Origin of the sequence: Streptomyces sp. NPDC085932 (assembly GCF_044540525.1) — a bacterium.
GTDB classification, from domain to species: Bacteria; Actinomycetota; Actinomycetes; order Streptomycetales; family Streptomycetaceae; genus Streptomyces; species Streptomyces levis.
The window spans coordinates 449,876-464,610 of sequence record NZ_JBITSJ010000002.1; the positions used below are offsets into that span (position 1 = coordinate 449,876).

The window sequence follows — 14,735 nt, forward strand, 5'->3', positions numbered from 1 at the left end:
GTGCACGGTCGGCCGGTGGCCGTGCCCGTAACCGCCGCTCCTGCTGAACGCAGCCCCGGGAAGCACTCAGGGCCAGGCCGGAGGAATGATCCTCCGCCTGGCCCTGAGCCATGAAGAGCGGGCGACGGGAATCGAACCCGCGTAGCTAGTTTGGAAGACTAGGGCTCTACCATTGAGCTACGCCCGCACAGCACGCGCCGCAGGTCGGAGCGACCGCGGCACTGAAGGCATCGTAGCGGGTCGGGCCCGCCCCACGCACACCGCATTTCCGGCCCCGGCCGACGCGGCGCCGGCCCTGTGGAAATGCGGCGGCCGCACCGCCTGACGGCATGTACCCTACGTGTCGCACCAGACGGGGTGTGGCGCAGCTTGGTAGCGCGTCCGCTTTGGGAGCGGAAGGCCGTGGGTTCAAATCCCGCCACCCCGACCAGCCACCCGACCACCTCGGGTGATCGTCTCCTGATCACTCGCGTGATCGCCTTTTGGGCGGTGTAGTCGCTGCCGTTACTATGCAAGCTGCACGCCCGTGTGTCTCATCGTCTGAAGTCCTCCGGGCGGCGAAATCCGCCGGGCCGTTCTGGCCCCGGCAGAAACCAAGAAGTCAGCCACAAGGAGACCGAACCGTGAAGAGCGCCGTGGAGACCCTGAACCCGACTCGGGTTCGGCTCACTGTCGAGGTGCCCTTCGAGGAGCTCAAGGACAGCCTCGACGCGGCGTACAAGAAGATCAACCAGCAGGTCACGGTGAAGGGCTTCCGCAAGGGCAAGGTCCCGGCCCGGGTCATCGACCAGCGGTTCGGCCGCGGTGCGGTGCTGGAGGAGGCCGTCAACGACGCGCTTCCCAAGTTCTACACCGACGCGGTCAACGAGGCCGAGCTCAGCCCGCTGGGCCAGCCCGAGGTCGACATCACCGAGCTGAAGGACGGCGAGACGCTGAACTTCACCGCCGAGGTCGACATCCGCCCGGCCATCGAGATCCCGGACTACTCCGGCATCGAGGTCGAGGTCGACGCCGTCGAGGTCACCGACGAGGACGTCGACAAGGCCGTCGAGGAGCTGCGCGAGCGCTTCGCCTCCACCGCCCCGGTCGAGCGTGCCGCCGAGGACGGCGACGTCGTGACGATCGACCTGGAGGCCAAGGTCGACGGCGAGGTCCTGGAGGACGGCGTCGCCAACGGCGTCTCCTACACCATCGGCTCCGGTGAGCTGCTGGACGGCATCGACGACGCCGTGAAGGGCCTGGAGGCGGGTGGCGAGGCCACCTTCACCTCCGAGCTCAAGGGCGGCTCCGCCGCCGGCAAGGAGGCCGAGGTCACCGTCAAGGTCACCCAGGTCGCCAAGCGTGAACTGCCCGAGCTGGACGACGAGTTCGCGCAGCTCGCCTCCGAGTTCGACACCCTCGAGGAGCTGAAGGCCGACAGCCGCAAGCGCCTGGAGAACATGAAGCAGTACGACCAGGCCACGCAGGCCCAGGAGCGCGTCCTGGAGAAGCTGCTGGAGCTCGTCGAGGTGCCCGTCCCCGAGAAGCTGCTCGAGGACGAGATCAACACCCGCAAGCACAACCTGGAGCACCACCAGCTCGGCCAGATGGGCCTCGACCTCGCGAAGTACCTGGAGATCCAGGGCAAGAGCGAGGAGGAGTTCGAGACCGAGACCCGTGAGGCCGCGGTCAAGGGCATCAAGACCCAGTTCGTCCTCGACGAGCTGGTCAAGCAGGAGAAGCTGAACGTCAACCAGGAGGAGCTCACCGAGCACCTCATGCGCCGCGCCGCCTCCTCCGGCATGTCCCCCGACCAGTTCGCCCAGGCGGTCGTCGAGGGCGGCCAGGTTCCGCTCCTGGTCGGCGAGGTCGCCCGCGGCAAGGCCCTGGCCGTCGTGGTCGAGAAGGCCACGGTCAAGGACACCAACGGCGAGATCATCGACCTCGACGACGAAGAGGACGAGACCGAGTCCGCCGAGGCCGCCGCCGAGGAGACCCCGGCCGAGTCCGCCGAGGAGAAGACCGAGGGCTGAGCCCCGGCACCGGTGAGTTCGTGAAAAGGCCCTGGGGCACGCCCCAGGGCCTTTTCGCTCCCCGCGAGGGCAGCTCACCCCAGGGGCGCGGGGAACTGCGCGACAAGCCCCCACGCGCCCGCAGCCGCCCACGGCCTTGAAGCCCTCCGGCGAGACGCCCCGGCCCCACCGCCGGAGCCCACCGCGCTACGCCCCCGGCGAACACTCCCATCTCCGGGATTCCCCGAAGGGACCCGCGCGTTAGGGTCCATGAATACCAGGGCAGTGGAGTCTCCGATACGGCTCCCGCCCCGCAGGGAACACGTGAGACGGCCCGGCGCCGTCGTAAGACGAGCAGGTGGATACGTGACGAATCTGATGCCTTCAGCCGCCGGCGAGCCTTCCATCGGTGGTGGCCTCGGCGACCAGGTCTACAACCGGCTGCTCAACGAGCGGATCATCTTCCTCGGCCAGCCGGTCGACGACGACATCGCGAACAAGATCACCGCACAGCTGCTGCTCCTTGCCTCGGACCCCGAGAAGGACATCTACCTCTACATCAACAGCCCCGGCGGTTCGATCACGGCCGGCATGGCGATCTACGACACCATGCAGTACATCAAGAACGACGTGGTGACGATCGCCATGGGTCTCGCGGCGTCCATGGGCCAGTTCCTGCTCAGCGCGGGCACCCCCGGCAAGCGCTTCGCGCTGCCGAACGCCGAGATCCTGATCCACCAGCCCTCCGCCGGTCTCGCCGGCTCCGCGTCGGACATCAAGATCCACGCCGAGCGGCTGCTGCACACCAAGAAGCGCATGGCCGAGCTCACCGCCCAGCACACGGGCCAGACGGTCGAGCAGATCACCCGCGACTCGGACCGCGACCGCTGGTTCGACGCCTTCGAGGCCAAGGAGTACGGCCTCATCGACGACGTGATCGCCACGGCCGCCGGTATGCCGGGCGGCGGCGGCACCGGGGCCTGAGCGGTCCCACGCGGCTCCACGAGCCCCGTAGGACCCCGCCCGGGCCCGTGAAGCCCCGGGACGCCCCAGCAGCCCCAGCCGACCGCCTCAGCCCCTTTCAGGAGACACCGTGAACGCATTCCCCGGCAGTGGGATCTACGACCGTATGCAGGCCGTGCAGGACATGAACGCCTCGCAGGGCCGCTACACCGGCCCGCAGGCCGAGTCCCGCTACGTCATCCCGCGCTTCGTCGAGCGCACCTCCCAGGGCATTCGCGAGTACGACCCGTACGCGAAGCTCTTCGAGGAGCGCGTGATCTTCCTCGGCGTCCAGATCGACGACGCCTCCGCCAACGACGTCATGGCGCAGCTGCTGTGCCTGGAGTCGATGGACCCCGACCGGGACATCTCGGTCTACATCAACAGCCCCGGCGGCTCCTTCACGGCGCTCACGGCGATCTACGACACGATGCAGTACGTCAAGCCGGACATCCAGACGGTCTGCATGGGCCAGGCGGCCTCCGCCGCGGCCGTGCTGCTGGCCGCCGGCACGCCCGGCAAGCGCATGGCCCTGCCGAACGCGCGCGTGCTGATCCACCAGCCGTACAGCGAGACGGGCCGCGGCCAGGTGTCCGACCTGGAGATCGCCGCCAACGAGATCCTGCGGATGCGCACGCAGCTGGAGGAGATGCTGGCCAAGCACTCCACCCAGGCGATCGACAAGATCCGCGAGGACATCGAGCGCGACAAGATCCTCACGGCCGAGGACGCGCTGAACTACGGGCTGATCGACCAGATCATCACCACCCGGAAGATGGACAACTCGTCCCTGCGCTGAGGCGCGAGGCTGTAACGTCTGCCGCCCCTTGGCACGGTTTGGCTCGGTTCACGTCAAAGCGAACCGCGCCAAGGGGGGCCCGGACGGGGGGCCCGGCAAGGTACCGTCGGACATAAGGCAGCACCAGGAGTCCGCTGGACGTCGACGTCCAGGAGTCTCCCAGGCGAAGGGGAAGCACACCGTGGCACGCATCGGTGACGGCGGCGATCTGCTCAAGTGCTCGTTCTGCGGCAAGAGCCAGAAGCAGGTCAAGAAGCTCATCGCAGGGCCCGGTGTCTACATCTGCGACGAGTGCATCGATCTCTGCAACGAGATCATCGAGGAAGAGCTGGCGGAGACCAGCGAGGTCCGCTGGGAGGAACTCCCGAAGCCGCGCGAGATCTACGAGTTCCTCGAGGGCTACGTGGTGGGCCAGGAGGCCGCCAAGAAGGCCCTGTCCGTGGCGGTGTACAACCACTACAAGCGCGTCCAGGCCGGTGAGAACGGCGGGGCGAACGGCCGCGACGACGCCATCGAGTTGGCGAAGTCCAACATCCTCCTGCTCGGGCCCACGGGCTCCGGCAAGACCCTGCTCGCGCAGACCCTGGCGCGCATGCTGAACGTCCCGTTCGCGATCGCCGACGCCACGGCCCTGACGGAGGCGGGCTACGTCGGCGAGGACGTCGAGAACATCCTGCTGAAGCTGATCCAGGCCGCCGACTACGACGTCAAGAAGGCCGAGACCGGCATCATCTACATCGACGAGATCGACAAGGTCGCGAGGAAGAGTGAAAACCCCTCCATCACGCGCGACGTCTCGGGTGAGGGTGTCCAGCAGGCCCTGCTGAAGATCCTGGAGGGCACGACGGCGTCGGTCCCGCCGCAGGGCGGCCGCAAACACCCGCACCAGGAGTTCATCCAGATCGACACGACGAACGTGCTGTTCATCGTGGGCGGCGCCTTCGCCGGCCTGGAGAAGATCATCGAGTCGCGGGCCGGCGCCAAGGGCATCGGCTTCGGCGCGCAGATCCGCTCCAAGCGCGAGATGGAGTCCAAGGACCAGTTCCAGGAGGTCATGCCGGAGGACCTGGTCAAGTTCGGGATGATCCCCGAGTTCATCGGCCGTCTCCCGGTCATCACCTCGGTCCACAACCTCGACCGCGAGGCGCTGCTCCAGATCCTCGTCGAGCCGCGCAACGCCCTCGTCAAGCAGTACCAGCGCCTGTTCGAACTCGACGGTGTGGAGCTGGACTTCGAGCGCGAGGCGCTGGAGGCCATCGCCGACCAGGCCATCCTCCGCCAGACCGGCGCGCGCGGCCTGCGCGCCATCATGGAGGAAGTCCTGCAGGGCGTGATGTACGAGGTCCCGTCCCGCAAGGACGTGGCCCGGGTCGTCATCACGGCGGACGTCGTCCAGTCGAACGTCAACCCGACGCTGATCCCGCGCGACGCGCGCGGCCGGGGGCCGGGCGAGCAGAAGACGGCGTGACACGGCAGACGTGACGGAAGGGCCCCGGTCGCCGACCGGGGCCCTTCGTCGTGTCCGTCGAGCGCGTGGCCGTCAGGCCTTGACGCGGATCTCCGGGCGGAGCTTGGTGGTGATGTCGACGGCGGTGTCCTTGGAGACGTCCCCGGTGGCCTGTCCGGGCGACACCAGCACGATGGTGCTGTAGTCGGACCAGGCGCAGAACCAGTCGGTCTTCTCCTTCTTCGTCGTCGGGTCCTGCCCCTTGGCGGCCTGGCACTTCATGACCGCTCCGTCGAGGTCGGCCTCCTCGGGCTCGCCGATCAGCTCGGTCTTGCTGCCGCTGCTGCCCGAAGAGCCCTCTTCCGCCGACTTCTTGAAGTTGGCGAAGAAGGTGTCCAGCGCCGCCTCGGGGTCGGAGATCTCGCCGTACAGCCCGACGAACGTGACGCCCTTGGCCGTCGCCATCTGGGCGGCCGAGGACGGGTCGGTCGGGTCGTAGTTGCTCAGGTCCGCGGTGGAGTAGGTGCCCAGCACCGACTTGGCGTTCTTGACGCCGCTCTTCTCCAACTCCTTGGTGGAGTCGTCCCCGGCCGTCTGCCCGTCCTTGCTGAAGCGCTTGTACTCGCTCAGCACCTTCGCGGGCGTCGCCAGCTTGTGCGGCCCGTCGTCCTCGACGGCGCCCGCGCCACCGCCCCCGCCGAGCACGAAGTACGCGCCCACGCCGATCGCCGCCACGACGGCGACCGCGCCGAGGATGATGCCCGTCTTCTTCTTGCCGCCGCCGGGGGCCGGGGGCTGCGGCACGCCGTAGGGGGCCTGGCCGTAGGGCGGCTGCTGGCCGTACGGGGGCTGCTGGCCGTACGGAGCCTGCTGGGGCGGGACGCCGTGCGGGGGCTGCTGCGGGTAGCCGTAACCCGGCTGGGGCGGAGGGGCCTGCTGGGGGTAGCCGTAGCCGGGCTGGGGCGCCTGCGGCTGCTGGCCGTACGGGCCCGGCTGGCCGTACGGTCCGGGCTGCTGGGGCTGCCCGCCGTACGGGCCCGGCTGGTTGTAGCTCATGTTCTGGGTTCCCCTCCAGATGCTTACGTGTTTCCGACATCCTGGCGCAGACCCGCCGTGTGCATGGCATCGGGGCCCGCACCGTTACAAGACAAACGCGTTTCGGGACGGGGTCGTGACACCTCTAAACTGACCCCCGTGACCGAGAACGCTCAGCAGCAGCCACCAGCGCCCAGCACCGACCTGCCGACCCAGTACGCGCCGGCCGACGTAGAGGGGCCGCTGTACGAGCGCTGGGTGGAGCGGGGTTACTTCGAGGCCGACGCCAAGAGCGAGAAGCCGCCGTACACCATCGTCATCCCGCCGCCGAACGTCACGGGCAGCCTGCACCTGGGCCACGCCTTCGAGCACACGCTCATCGACGCCCTGACCCGCCGCAAGCGGATGCAGGGCTACGAGACGCTGTGGCAGCCCGGCATGGACCACGCCGGCATCGCCACGCAGAACGTCGTCGAGCGCGAGCTCGGCAAGGAGGGCAAGTCCCGCCACGACCTCGGCCGGGAGGCCTTCGTCGAGCGGGTCTGGCAGTGGAAGGGCGAGTCCGGCGGCCAGATCAGCGGCCAGATGCGGCGGTTGGGCGACGGCGTCGCCTGGTCGCGCGAGCGCTTCACGATGGACGAGGGCCTCTCCCAGGCCGTCCAGACCATCTTCAAGCGCCTCTACGACGACGAGCTGATCTACCGCGCCGAGCGCATCATCAACTGGTGCCCCCGGTGCCTGACCGCCATCTCGGACATCGAGGTCGAGTACCAGGACGACGACGGCGAGCTCGTCTCCATGAAGTACGGCGACGGGGACGACACCATCGTCGTCGCCACCACCCGCGCCGAGACGATGCTCGGTGACACGGCCGTCGCCGTCCACCCCGAGGACGAGCGCTACAAGCACCTGATCGGCAAGCTGGTCAAGCTGCCGCTGACCGACCGCTCCATCCCGGTCGTCGCCGACGAGCACGTCGACCCCGAGTTCGGCACGGGCGCCGTCAAGGTCACCCCGGCGCACGACCCGAACGACTTCGAGATCGGCCAGCGCCACGACCTGCCGGCCATCACGATCATGGACGAGCACGCGGTCATCACCGCCCACGGCCCCTTCCAGGGCCTGGACCGGCTGGAGGCCCGCTCGGCGATCGTCGCCGCGCTGCGCGCCGAGGGCCGGATCGTCGCCGAGAAGCGGCCCTACGTCCATTCCGTCGGCCACTGCTCGCGCTGCAAGACCACCATCGAGCCGCGCCTGTCGATGCAGTGGTGGGTCAAGGTCGGCCCGCTGGCCAAGGCGGCCGGTGACGCCGTCCGCGACGGCCGGGTCAAGATCCACCCGCAGGAGATGGAGAAGCGCTACTTCGACTGGGTCGACAACCTCCACGACTGGTGCATCTCGCGCCAGCTGTGGTGGGGCCACCGCATCCCGGTCTGGTACGGCCCGGACGGCGAGGTCGTCTGCGTCGGCCCCGACGAGGAGCCGCCGAGCGGTGAGGGCTGGCGCCAGGACACCGACGTCCTCGACACCTGGTTCTCCTCGGGCCTGTGGCCGTTCTCCACGCTCGGCTGGCCCGAGCAGACCGAGTCGCTCGCGAAGTTCTACCCGAACTCCGTCCTGGTCACCGGCTACGACATCCTCTTCTTCTGGGTCGCCCGGATGATGATGTTCGGCCTGTACGCGATGGACGGCACCCCGCCGTTCCACACCATCGCCCTGCACGGCATGGTCCGCGACCAGTTCGGCAAGAAGATGTCGAAGTCCTTCGGCAACGCGGTCAACCCGCTGGACTGGATGGACAAGTACGGCTCCGACGCCCTGCGCTTCACCCTGGCCCGCGGCGCCAACCCGGGCGTCGACGTGCCGATCGGCGAGGACTGGGTCCAGGGCTCGCGCAACTTCGCCAACAAGATCTGGAACGCCACGCGCTTCGCGCTGATGAACGGCGCGACCGTCGAGGGCCCGCTCCCGGAGCCGTCGAGGATGTCCCCGACGGACCGCTGGATCCTCTCCCGCCTGAACTCGGTCGTCGCCGAGGTCGACGCGTACTACGACGACTACCAGTTCGCGAAGCTGTCCGACTCCCTGTTCCACTTCGCGTGGGACGAGGTCTTCGACTGGTACGTCGAGCTGTCCAAGACGACGTTCCAGGCAGGCGGCGAGGCGGCCGAGGTCAGCAAGCGCGTCCTCGGCGAGGTCCTCGACGTCACGCTGAAGCTGCTGCACCCGGTGGTCCCGTTCGTCACCGAGACGCTGTGGACGACGCTGACCGGCGGCGAGTCCGTCGTCATCGCCGAATGGCCGAAGGACAGCGGCTTCCGGGACGCCGACGCCGAGCGCGAGATCGCGTCGCTCCAGTCGGTCATCACCGAGGTCCGCCGCTTCCGCGCCGACCAGGGCCTGCAGCCCGGCCAGCGCGTCCCGGCCCGCCTCACGCTGGACGGCACGCCCTTCGCGCCCCACGAGGCCGCCATCCGCCAGCTGCTCCGCCTCCAGCCGGAGGGCGACGGCTTCACGGCCACGGCGACCCTCCCGGTCGCCGGCGCCGAGGTCGCCCTCGACCTCTCCGGCACGATCGACGTGGCGGCCGAGCGCAAGCGCCTGGCGAAGGACCTCGCCTCGGCCGAGAAGGAGAAGGCCCAGGCGAACGCCAAGCTCGGCAACGAGGCGTTCCTGGCGAAGGCCCCCGACCACGTCGTGGACAAGATCCGCACCCGCCTCGCCAAGGCGGAGGAGGACATCGCCCGCATCCAGGCCCAGCTGGAGCGCCTGCCGCAGGCCTAGCCCGTTCGTGCGGTGATGAAGGCCCCCGGAGCCACCCGGCCCGGGGGCCTCGTGCCTGCCTCGGGGGACGTCCACAGGGACGCGGGGAACTGCGCGACCAGCCACGGACGGCCCGCACTCGCCCGACGACACAAGCCACCCCCGACCGACGTCACCCGGCCTCCGTAGACTGGCCCCGTGAGCGAGCTCCCTCCAGACCCCAGCGCCGACGACCAGCCCGACCCCCTCACCGCCTTCGACGAGATCATCGCGGAGGAGACCACCCGCGACCCCGACCTCGCGGTCATCGAGGCCGGCAGCCGAACCCTCCGCACCCAGGGCGGCCCCCCGGAGGCCGACATCCCGGCCCGGCCCGCCGACCCCGAGGTCGACAAGGCCCTGCGCGAGGTCGAGACGGAGCTCGCCACCCGCTGGGGCGAGACGAAGCTGGAGCCGTCGGTCAGCCGGATCGCCGCACTGATGGACGTCCTGGGCGAGCCGCAGCGGTCGTACCCGTCGATCCACATCACGGGCACCAACGGCAAGACGTCCACGGCCCGCATGATCGAGGCGCTGCTGGGCGCCTTCGAGCTGCGCACCGGCCGCTACACCTCGCCGCACGTGCAGTCGATCACCGAGCGCATCAGCCTGGACGGCGCCCCCATCACCGCCGAGCGGTTCATCGAGACGTACCGGGACATCACGCCGTACGTGGAGATGGTCGACGCGTCGCAGGAGTACCGCCTGTCGTTCTTCGAGGTGCTCACGGCCATGGCGTACGCGGCGTTCGCCGACGCCCCCGTGGACGTCGCCGTCGTCGAGGTCGGCATGGGCGGCTCCTGGGACGCCACGAACGTGATCGACGGTGACGTCGCCGTGGTCACCCCGATCGACCTCGACCACACCGACCGCCTCGGCACCACGCACGCCGAGATCGCCACGGAGAAGGCCGGCATCGTCAAGCAGGGCGCCACCGTCATCCTGGCGCAGCAGCCGGTCGACGCGGCCCAGGTGCTGCTGAAGAAGGCCGTCGAGGTGGACGCGACGGTGGCCCGGGAGGGGCTGGAGTTCGGTGTCGTGGACCGGCAGGTGGCCGTCGGCGGTCAGCTGCTGACCCTGCGCGGGCTGGGCGGCGAGTACCGGGAGGTGTACCTGCCGCTGCACGGCGCGCACCAGGCGCACAACGCGGCCGTGGCGCTCGCCGCCGTCGAGGCGTTCTTCGGCGTCGGTGCGCAGCGGCCCGACCCGCTGGACCTGGACACGGTCCGCAAGGCGTTCGCCGCCGTCGCCTCGCCGGGCCGGCTGGAGGTCGTGCGGCGCTCCCCGACGATCGTGCTGGACGCCGCGCACAACCCGGCGGGCGCCCGGGCCGCGGCCGAGGCGATCGGGGAGGCGTTCCAGTTCAGCCGCCTCATCGGCGTGGTCGGCGCGAGCGGCGACAAGAACGTACGGGGGCTGCTGGAGGCCTTCGAGCCGGTGTTCGCGGAGGTCGTCGTCACGCAGAACTCCAGCCACCGCGCGATGGACGCCGACGAACTGGCCGGCATCGCCGTCGAGGTGTTCGGCGAGGAGCGCGTCCAGGTCGAGCCGCGGCTGCCCGACGCCCTGGAGGCCGCCATCACGCTGGCCGAGGAGGAGGGCGAGTTCGCGGGCGGCGGCGTGCTCGTCACCGGTTCGGTCATCACCGTCGGCGAGGCCCGACTGCTCCTGGGGAGAGGCTGAGAACCCATGCGCACGCTCTGTTCCTCCACGCTGATCGGCGAGTTCTTCGTCATCGGCTTCGCCGGACTGGTCGCCATGAAGGACCCCGACCTGTCCATGACCACCGTGTGGACGGTCAGCGGCATCGCGATGTTCCTGTGCGTGCTGCTGTGCGGCCTGGTGACGCGCCCCGGCGGGGTCGCGCTCGGCTGGGCCCTGCAGATCACGCTGATCGCGTCCGGCTTCATCGTGCCGACCATGTTCTTCCTGGGCGCGATCTTCGCGGCCCTGTGGTGGGCGTCCGTGCACTACGGGCGGAAGGTGGACGAGGCCAAGGCGAGATTCGCCGCCCAGGCCGCTTCCTCCACACCTGACGCTGCGTAACAGGTGCCCCGACACGCCGGGTAATCTCGTCCCACCGCATGACCGCACAGCCTTGACGCATAAGGAGCCCCGTCGTGACCCAGCGCACCCTCGTCCTCCTCAAGCCCGACGCCGTCCGTCGTGGCCTGACCGGCGAGATCATCAGCCGCATCGAGCGCAAGGCGGGCTGGACGATCACCGCGCTGGAGCTGCGCACCCTGGACCAGGACACGCTGGAGCAGCACTACGGCGAGCACAAGGGCAAGCCCTTCTACGAGCCGCTGGTGCAGTTCATGGCCTCCGGCCCGGTCGTGGCGCTGATCGTCGAGGGTGAGCGGGTCATCGAGGGCGTGCGTCAGCTGGCCGGACCGACCGACCCGATCGCCGCGGCGCCCGGCTCCATCCGCGGCGACTACGGCGTCATCGTCCGGGAGAACCTGATCCACGCCTCCGACTCCGAGGAGTCCGCCGAGCGCGAGGTGAAGATCTTCTTCCCCGGTCGGGCGTAGCGTCCGCACCCCACCAGCACAAACGGCGGGTCCGGGGGCGCCGGCCCCCGGACTTTGCGGCATATGCGTGGCGTACGAGGGAACGATCGCCCCCGAACGCCCGTCTCCACAAGCGAACCCGCACAGCATCTGCTGACAATGGCGGAGACCCTCCCGCAGTGTTCGCGAAGGCGCGTCTACCATGGAAGCCTTCACGTCACAGCACCCACCTTTGCCGACCTGAAAAGCCCTCAAAAGCTCATGGGAAGGCCAGACGAATCCTGATGGGGAACTCAATGTCGTTCATCGGCCGTGACATGGCTGTCGACCTCGGGACCGCCAACACGCTGGTGTACGTCAGGGGTCGCGGGATCGTACTCAACGAGCCGTCCGTTGTCGCGATCAACACCAACACCGGTGGCATCCTCGCGGTCGGCGCCGAAGCGAAGAAGATGATCGGGCGCACGCCCGGCAACATCGTTGCCGTTCGTCCGCTGAAGGACGGCGTGATCGCCGACTTCGAGATCACCGAGCGGATGCTCCGCTACTTCATCCTGAAGATCCACAAGCGGCGGTATCTGGCTCGTCCGCGGGTCGTCGTCTGTGTGCCCTCGGGCATCACGGGCGTCGAGCGCCGTGCCGTCATCGAGGCGTCGTCCCAGGCCGGCGCCCGCCAGGTGCACATCATCGAGGAGCCCATGGCCGCGGCCATCGGCTCCGGCCTGCCGGTCCACGAGGCCACGGGCAACATGGTGGTCGACATCGGCGGCGGCACGACGGAGGTCGCGGTCATCTCCCTCGGCGGCATCGTCACCGCCCAGTCCATCCGGGTCGCCGGCGACGAACTGGACAACGCGATCATCCAGCACATCAAGAAGGAGTACTCGCTCCTGCTGGGTGAGCGGACGGCCGAACAGATCAAGATCACGATCGGTTCGGCGTACGACCTCGACACCGACGAGCACACCGAAATCCGCGGCCGGGACCTGGTGTCCGGGCTGCCGAAGACCGTCGTCATCTCCGCCGCCGAGGTCCGCAAGGCGATCGAGGAACCGGTCAACGCCATCGTCGACGCCGTCAAGACGACCCTCGACAAGTGCCCGCCGGAGCTGTCCGGCGACATCATGGACCGAGGAATCGTTCTGACCGGCGGCGGAGCGCTGCTGCGGGGCCTGGACGAGCGGCTGCGCCGGGAGACCGGCATGCCGATCCACATCGCCGAGGACCCCCTGGACAGCGTGGCGCTCGGATCCGGAAAGTGCGTCGAGGAGTTCGAGGCGCTGCAGCAGGTGCTGGACGCCCAGCCGCGCAGATGACATAACTCTTCGATTCCGCCGTACGGGACGATCTCCTCTCGTACGGCGGATCGTTGATATAGAGGCATAAGCTCCCGTAAAGCAGCCCCTCGGTATTCCCTGGGGCTTCCTGAATTCCTATGAGGAAGGGCACGGCCGCCGCACGTGAGGGACACACGAGAGAGCCGGCTGCTCCTGGTGCTGCTGATCGCCATCGCGTTCGCGTTGATCACGGTGGACATCCGCGGTGGGGAGGACTCGCCCGTCGACGGTGCCCGGCAGGCCGCGGCGACGGTCTTCGGCCCGATCGAGAGCGGCGTGTCGTCCGCGGTCGACCCGGTCGGGAACGCGGTCTCCGCGATCCGCGACTCCGGCGAACGGCACGACCGGCTCGCCGCGCTGGAGCAGGAGAACGCCGCCCTGAAGGCCCGCCTCGGCAGCGACGACCGCGCCCGCAGCCGCCTGAAGCAACTCGACAGGATGCTGAAGGTCGCCGGGCAGGGCCAGTACGGCATCAAGGGCGCCGAGGTCATCGCCATCGGCGCGGCGCAGGGCTTCTCCTGGACCATCACCATCGACGTCGGCGCCGACGACGGCATCAAGCGGGACATGACCGTCCTCAACGGGGACGGGCTCGTCGGCCGCGTCACCACCGTCGGGCCGAACACCGCCACGGTCCTGCTCGCCAGCGACCCCGACTTCACGGTCGGCACGCGCATGGAGTCCGGTGACGAGCTGGGCTTCGCCTCCGGGCAGGGCGACCGCCCGCTGCGCGTGGAACTCCTCAACGGCAAGGCCGAGGTGAAGAAGGGCGACCGTCTCGTCACCTTCGGCTCGCAGGCCGACCGGCCCTTCGTGCCCGGCGTGCCCGTCGGCGTGGTCTCCCGCGTCGACCCCTCCGGCGGCGGCCTGACCCGCACGCTGTACGTCACGCCGTACGCCGCCTTCACCAAGCTCGACATCGTCGGTGTCGTGGTCGAGCCCCCGAAGAAGGATCCGCGTGACACGGTGCTCCCGCCCAAGCCCAAGCCGACCCCGAGGCCGACGGTGACGGTGACCGTGACGCCGTCCGCCGAGGCCCCCGTGGACGGCCAGAACCAGCAAGAGCAGTAGGAGCTGTCACCTCATGCGCGTCAACCGGATCCTGCTCTCCTCCGCCCTGGTCGTCGTCGCCCTGGTGATCCAGGTCAGCGTCCTCGCCCGGCTCCACCTGCCGGGCGCCGTGCCCGACCTGATGCTGCTCACCGTCCTGGGCCTCGCGCTGGTGTACGGGCACGTCGGGGGCGCCCTCGTCGGTTTCGGCGCGGGGCTGCTCGCCGACCTGGCCCCGCCCGCCGACCACGCCGCCGGGCGGTACGCCCTGGTGCTGTGCGTCATCGGCTATCTCGCGGGCCTGGCGAAGCCCGAGACCGGCCGGCTGAAGTCCGCGACCGGCCCGATGGTCGTGGTGGTCGCCGCCGCGGTCGGCTCCACCCTGCTGTACGCCGGCGTCGGGGCCCTTGTCGGGGACACCGCCGCCCGCCACGTGGGCCTGGGCGGCCTGCTGTTCACGGCGGCCCTGTACGACCTGCTGCTCGCGCCCTTCGTGGTGCCGGGGGTGATGGCCCTGGCCCGGCGCGCGGAGAACGATCCGCTCGCCGAGTCCACGTCGGCCGCCGCCAAGGCCACGGACATCTCCTCCGGCTGGCTCTCCGGCGGCACGGGCCTGCGAATCGGCAGCCAGCGCAACGGGCTGCGGGTGAAGGCGGCCCGGGCGCGGATGGCGCGGGCCGGGCGCATCAAGGGGGTCAAGCGGCTGTGAAGGCGGGGAAGTTCACCCGAACGGGGCGGTCCCGTAGGAACGTCGGCGCG

At 69.5% G+C, this 14,735-nt stretch carries 12 protein-coding genes and 2 tRNA genes; 12 read left to right on the forward strand and 2 right to left on the reverse strand.

All coding sequences use genetic code 11. The features are described from left to right. Positions 1 to 116 precede the first annotated feature (116 nt). Positions 117 to 187: transfer RNA gene (locus tag ACIGAQ_RS11240), tRNA-Gly, on the reverse strand. A gap of 166 nt (positions 188 to 353) precedes the next feature. Here ACIGAQ_RS11240 and ACIGAQ_RS11245 point away from each other — a divergent pair. The 5 genes from ACIGAQ_RS11245 (at position 354) to clpX (ending at position 5,260) form a co-directional block, all read left to right on the forward strand. Continuing rightward, positions 354 to 430 (forward strand) — tRNA-Pro (locus ACIGAQ_RS11245). A 193-nt stretch (positions 431 to 623) separates the two neighbouring features. After that, a complete protein-coding gene (gene tig, locus ACIGAQ_RS11250) occupies positions 624 to 2,012 on the forward strand; it encodes a trigger factor (protein WP_399781473.1) in 1,389 nt (462 codons plus the stop codon). A 357-nt stretch (positions 2,013 to 2,369) separates the two neighbouring features. Next, on the forward strand, positions 2,370 to 2,975 hold the full coding sequence (locus ACIGAQ_RS11255; RefSeq protein WP_184817720.1) for an ATP-dependent Clp protease proteolytic subunit: 606 nt from the start codon (positions 2,370 to 2,372) through the stop codon (positions 2,973 to 2,975). A gap of 109 nt (positions 2,976 to 3,084) precedes the next feature. Beyond that, positions 3,085 to 3,792, forward strand: coding sequence for an ATP-dependent Clp protease proteolytic subunit (locus tag ACIGAQ_RS11260; protein ID WP_365087894.1), 708 nt, complete (start codon positions 3,085 to 3,087; stop codon positions 3,790 to 3,792). 181 nt (positions 3,793 to 3,973) lie between these two features. Next, positions 3,974 to 5,260, forward strand: coding sequence for an ATP-dependent Clp protease ATP-binding subunit ClpX (clpX, locus tag ACIGAQ_RS11265; RefSeq protein ID WP_010041898.1), 1,287 nt, complete (start codon positions 3,974 to 3,976; stop codon positions 5,258 to 5,260). Between the two features lie 72 nt (positions 5,261 to 5,332). Here the strand turns inward: clpX and ACIGAQ_RS11270 are convergent, their stop codons facing one another. Further along, positions 5,333 to 6,295, reverse strand: a complete 963-nt coding sequence (locus ACIGAQ_RS11270; protein ID WP_399781477.1) for a hypothetical protein — start codon at positions 6,293 to 6,295, stop codon at positions 5,333 to 5,335. Positions 6,296 to 6,433: 138 nt separating this feature from the next. Here ACIGAQ_RS11270 and ACIGAQ_RS11275 point away from each other — a divergent pair, with 138 nt between their 5' ends. The 7 genes from ACIGAQ_RS11275 to mreD all read left to right on the forward strand — a co-directional run bounded on the left by ACIGAQ_RS11275 (position 6,434) and on the right by mreD (position 14,685). Next, a complete protein-coding gene (locus ACIGAQ_RS11275) occupies positions 6,434 to 9,058 on the forward strand; it encodes a valine--tRNA ligase (RefSeq protein ID WP_399781480.1) in 2,625 nt (874 codons plus the stop codon). Positions 9,059 to 9,235: 177 nt separating this feature from the next. Beyond that, entirely contained in the window at positions 9,236 to 10,759 is a 1,524-nt protein-coding gene (locus ACIGAQ_RS11280; protein WP_362274756.1) for a folylpolyglutamate synthase/dihydrofolate synthase family protein, read from the forward strand. A gap of 6 nt (positions 10,760 to 10,765) precedes the next feature. Further along, on the forward strand, positions 10,766 to 11,122 hold the full coding sequence (locus ACIGAQ_RS11285; protein ID WP_399781484.1) for a DUF4233 domain-containing protein: 357 nt from the start codon (positions 10,766 to 10,768) through the stop codon (positions 11,120 to 11,122). A gap of 74 nt (positions 11,123 to 11,196) precedes the next feature. Then, on the forward strand, positions 11,197 to 11,610 hold the full coding sequence (ndk, locus tag ACIGAQ_RS11290; RefSeq protein WP_311686917.1) for a nucleoside-diphosphate kinase: 414 nt from the start codon (positions 11,197 to 11,199) through the stop codon (positions 11,608 to 11,610). A gap of 275 nt (positions 11,611 to 11,885) precedes the next feature. Next, positions 11,886 to 12,905 carry a rod shape-determining protein gene (locus ACIGAQ_RS11295; RefSeq protein ID WP_006133575.1) on the forward strand — a complete coding sequence of 340 codons (1,020 nt, stop codon included), beginning with the start codon at positions 11,886 to 11,888 and terminating at the stop codon, positions 12,903 to 12,905. 144 nt (positions 12,906 to 13,049) lie between these two features. Beyond that, positions 13,050 to 13,997, forward strand: coding sequence for a rod shape-determining protein MreC (gene mreC / locus ACIGAQ_RS11300; RefSeq protein WP_311686911.1), 948 nt, complete (start codon positions 13,050 to 13,052; stop codon positions 13,995 to 13,997). 13 nt (positions 13,998 to 14,010) lie between these two features. Further along, positions 14,011 to 14,685, forward strand: a complete 675-nt coding sequence (mreD, locus tag ACIGAQ_RS11305) for a rod shape-determining protein MreD (protein WP_311686909.1) — start codon at positions 14,011 to 14,013, stop codon at positions 14,683 to 14,685. Positions 14,686 to 14,735 lie beyond the last annotated feature (50 nt).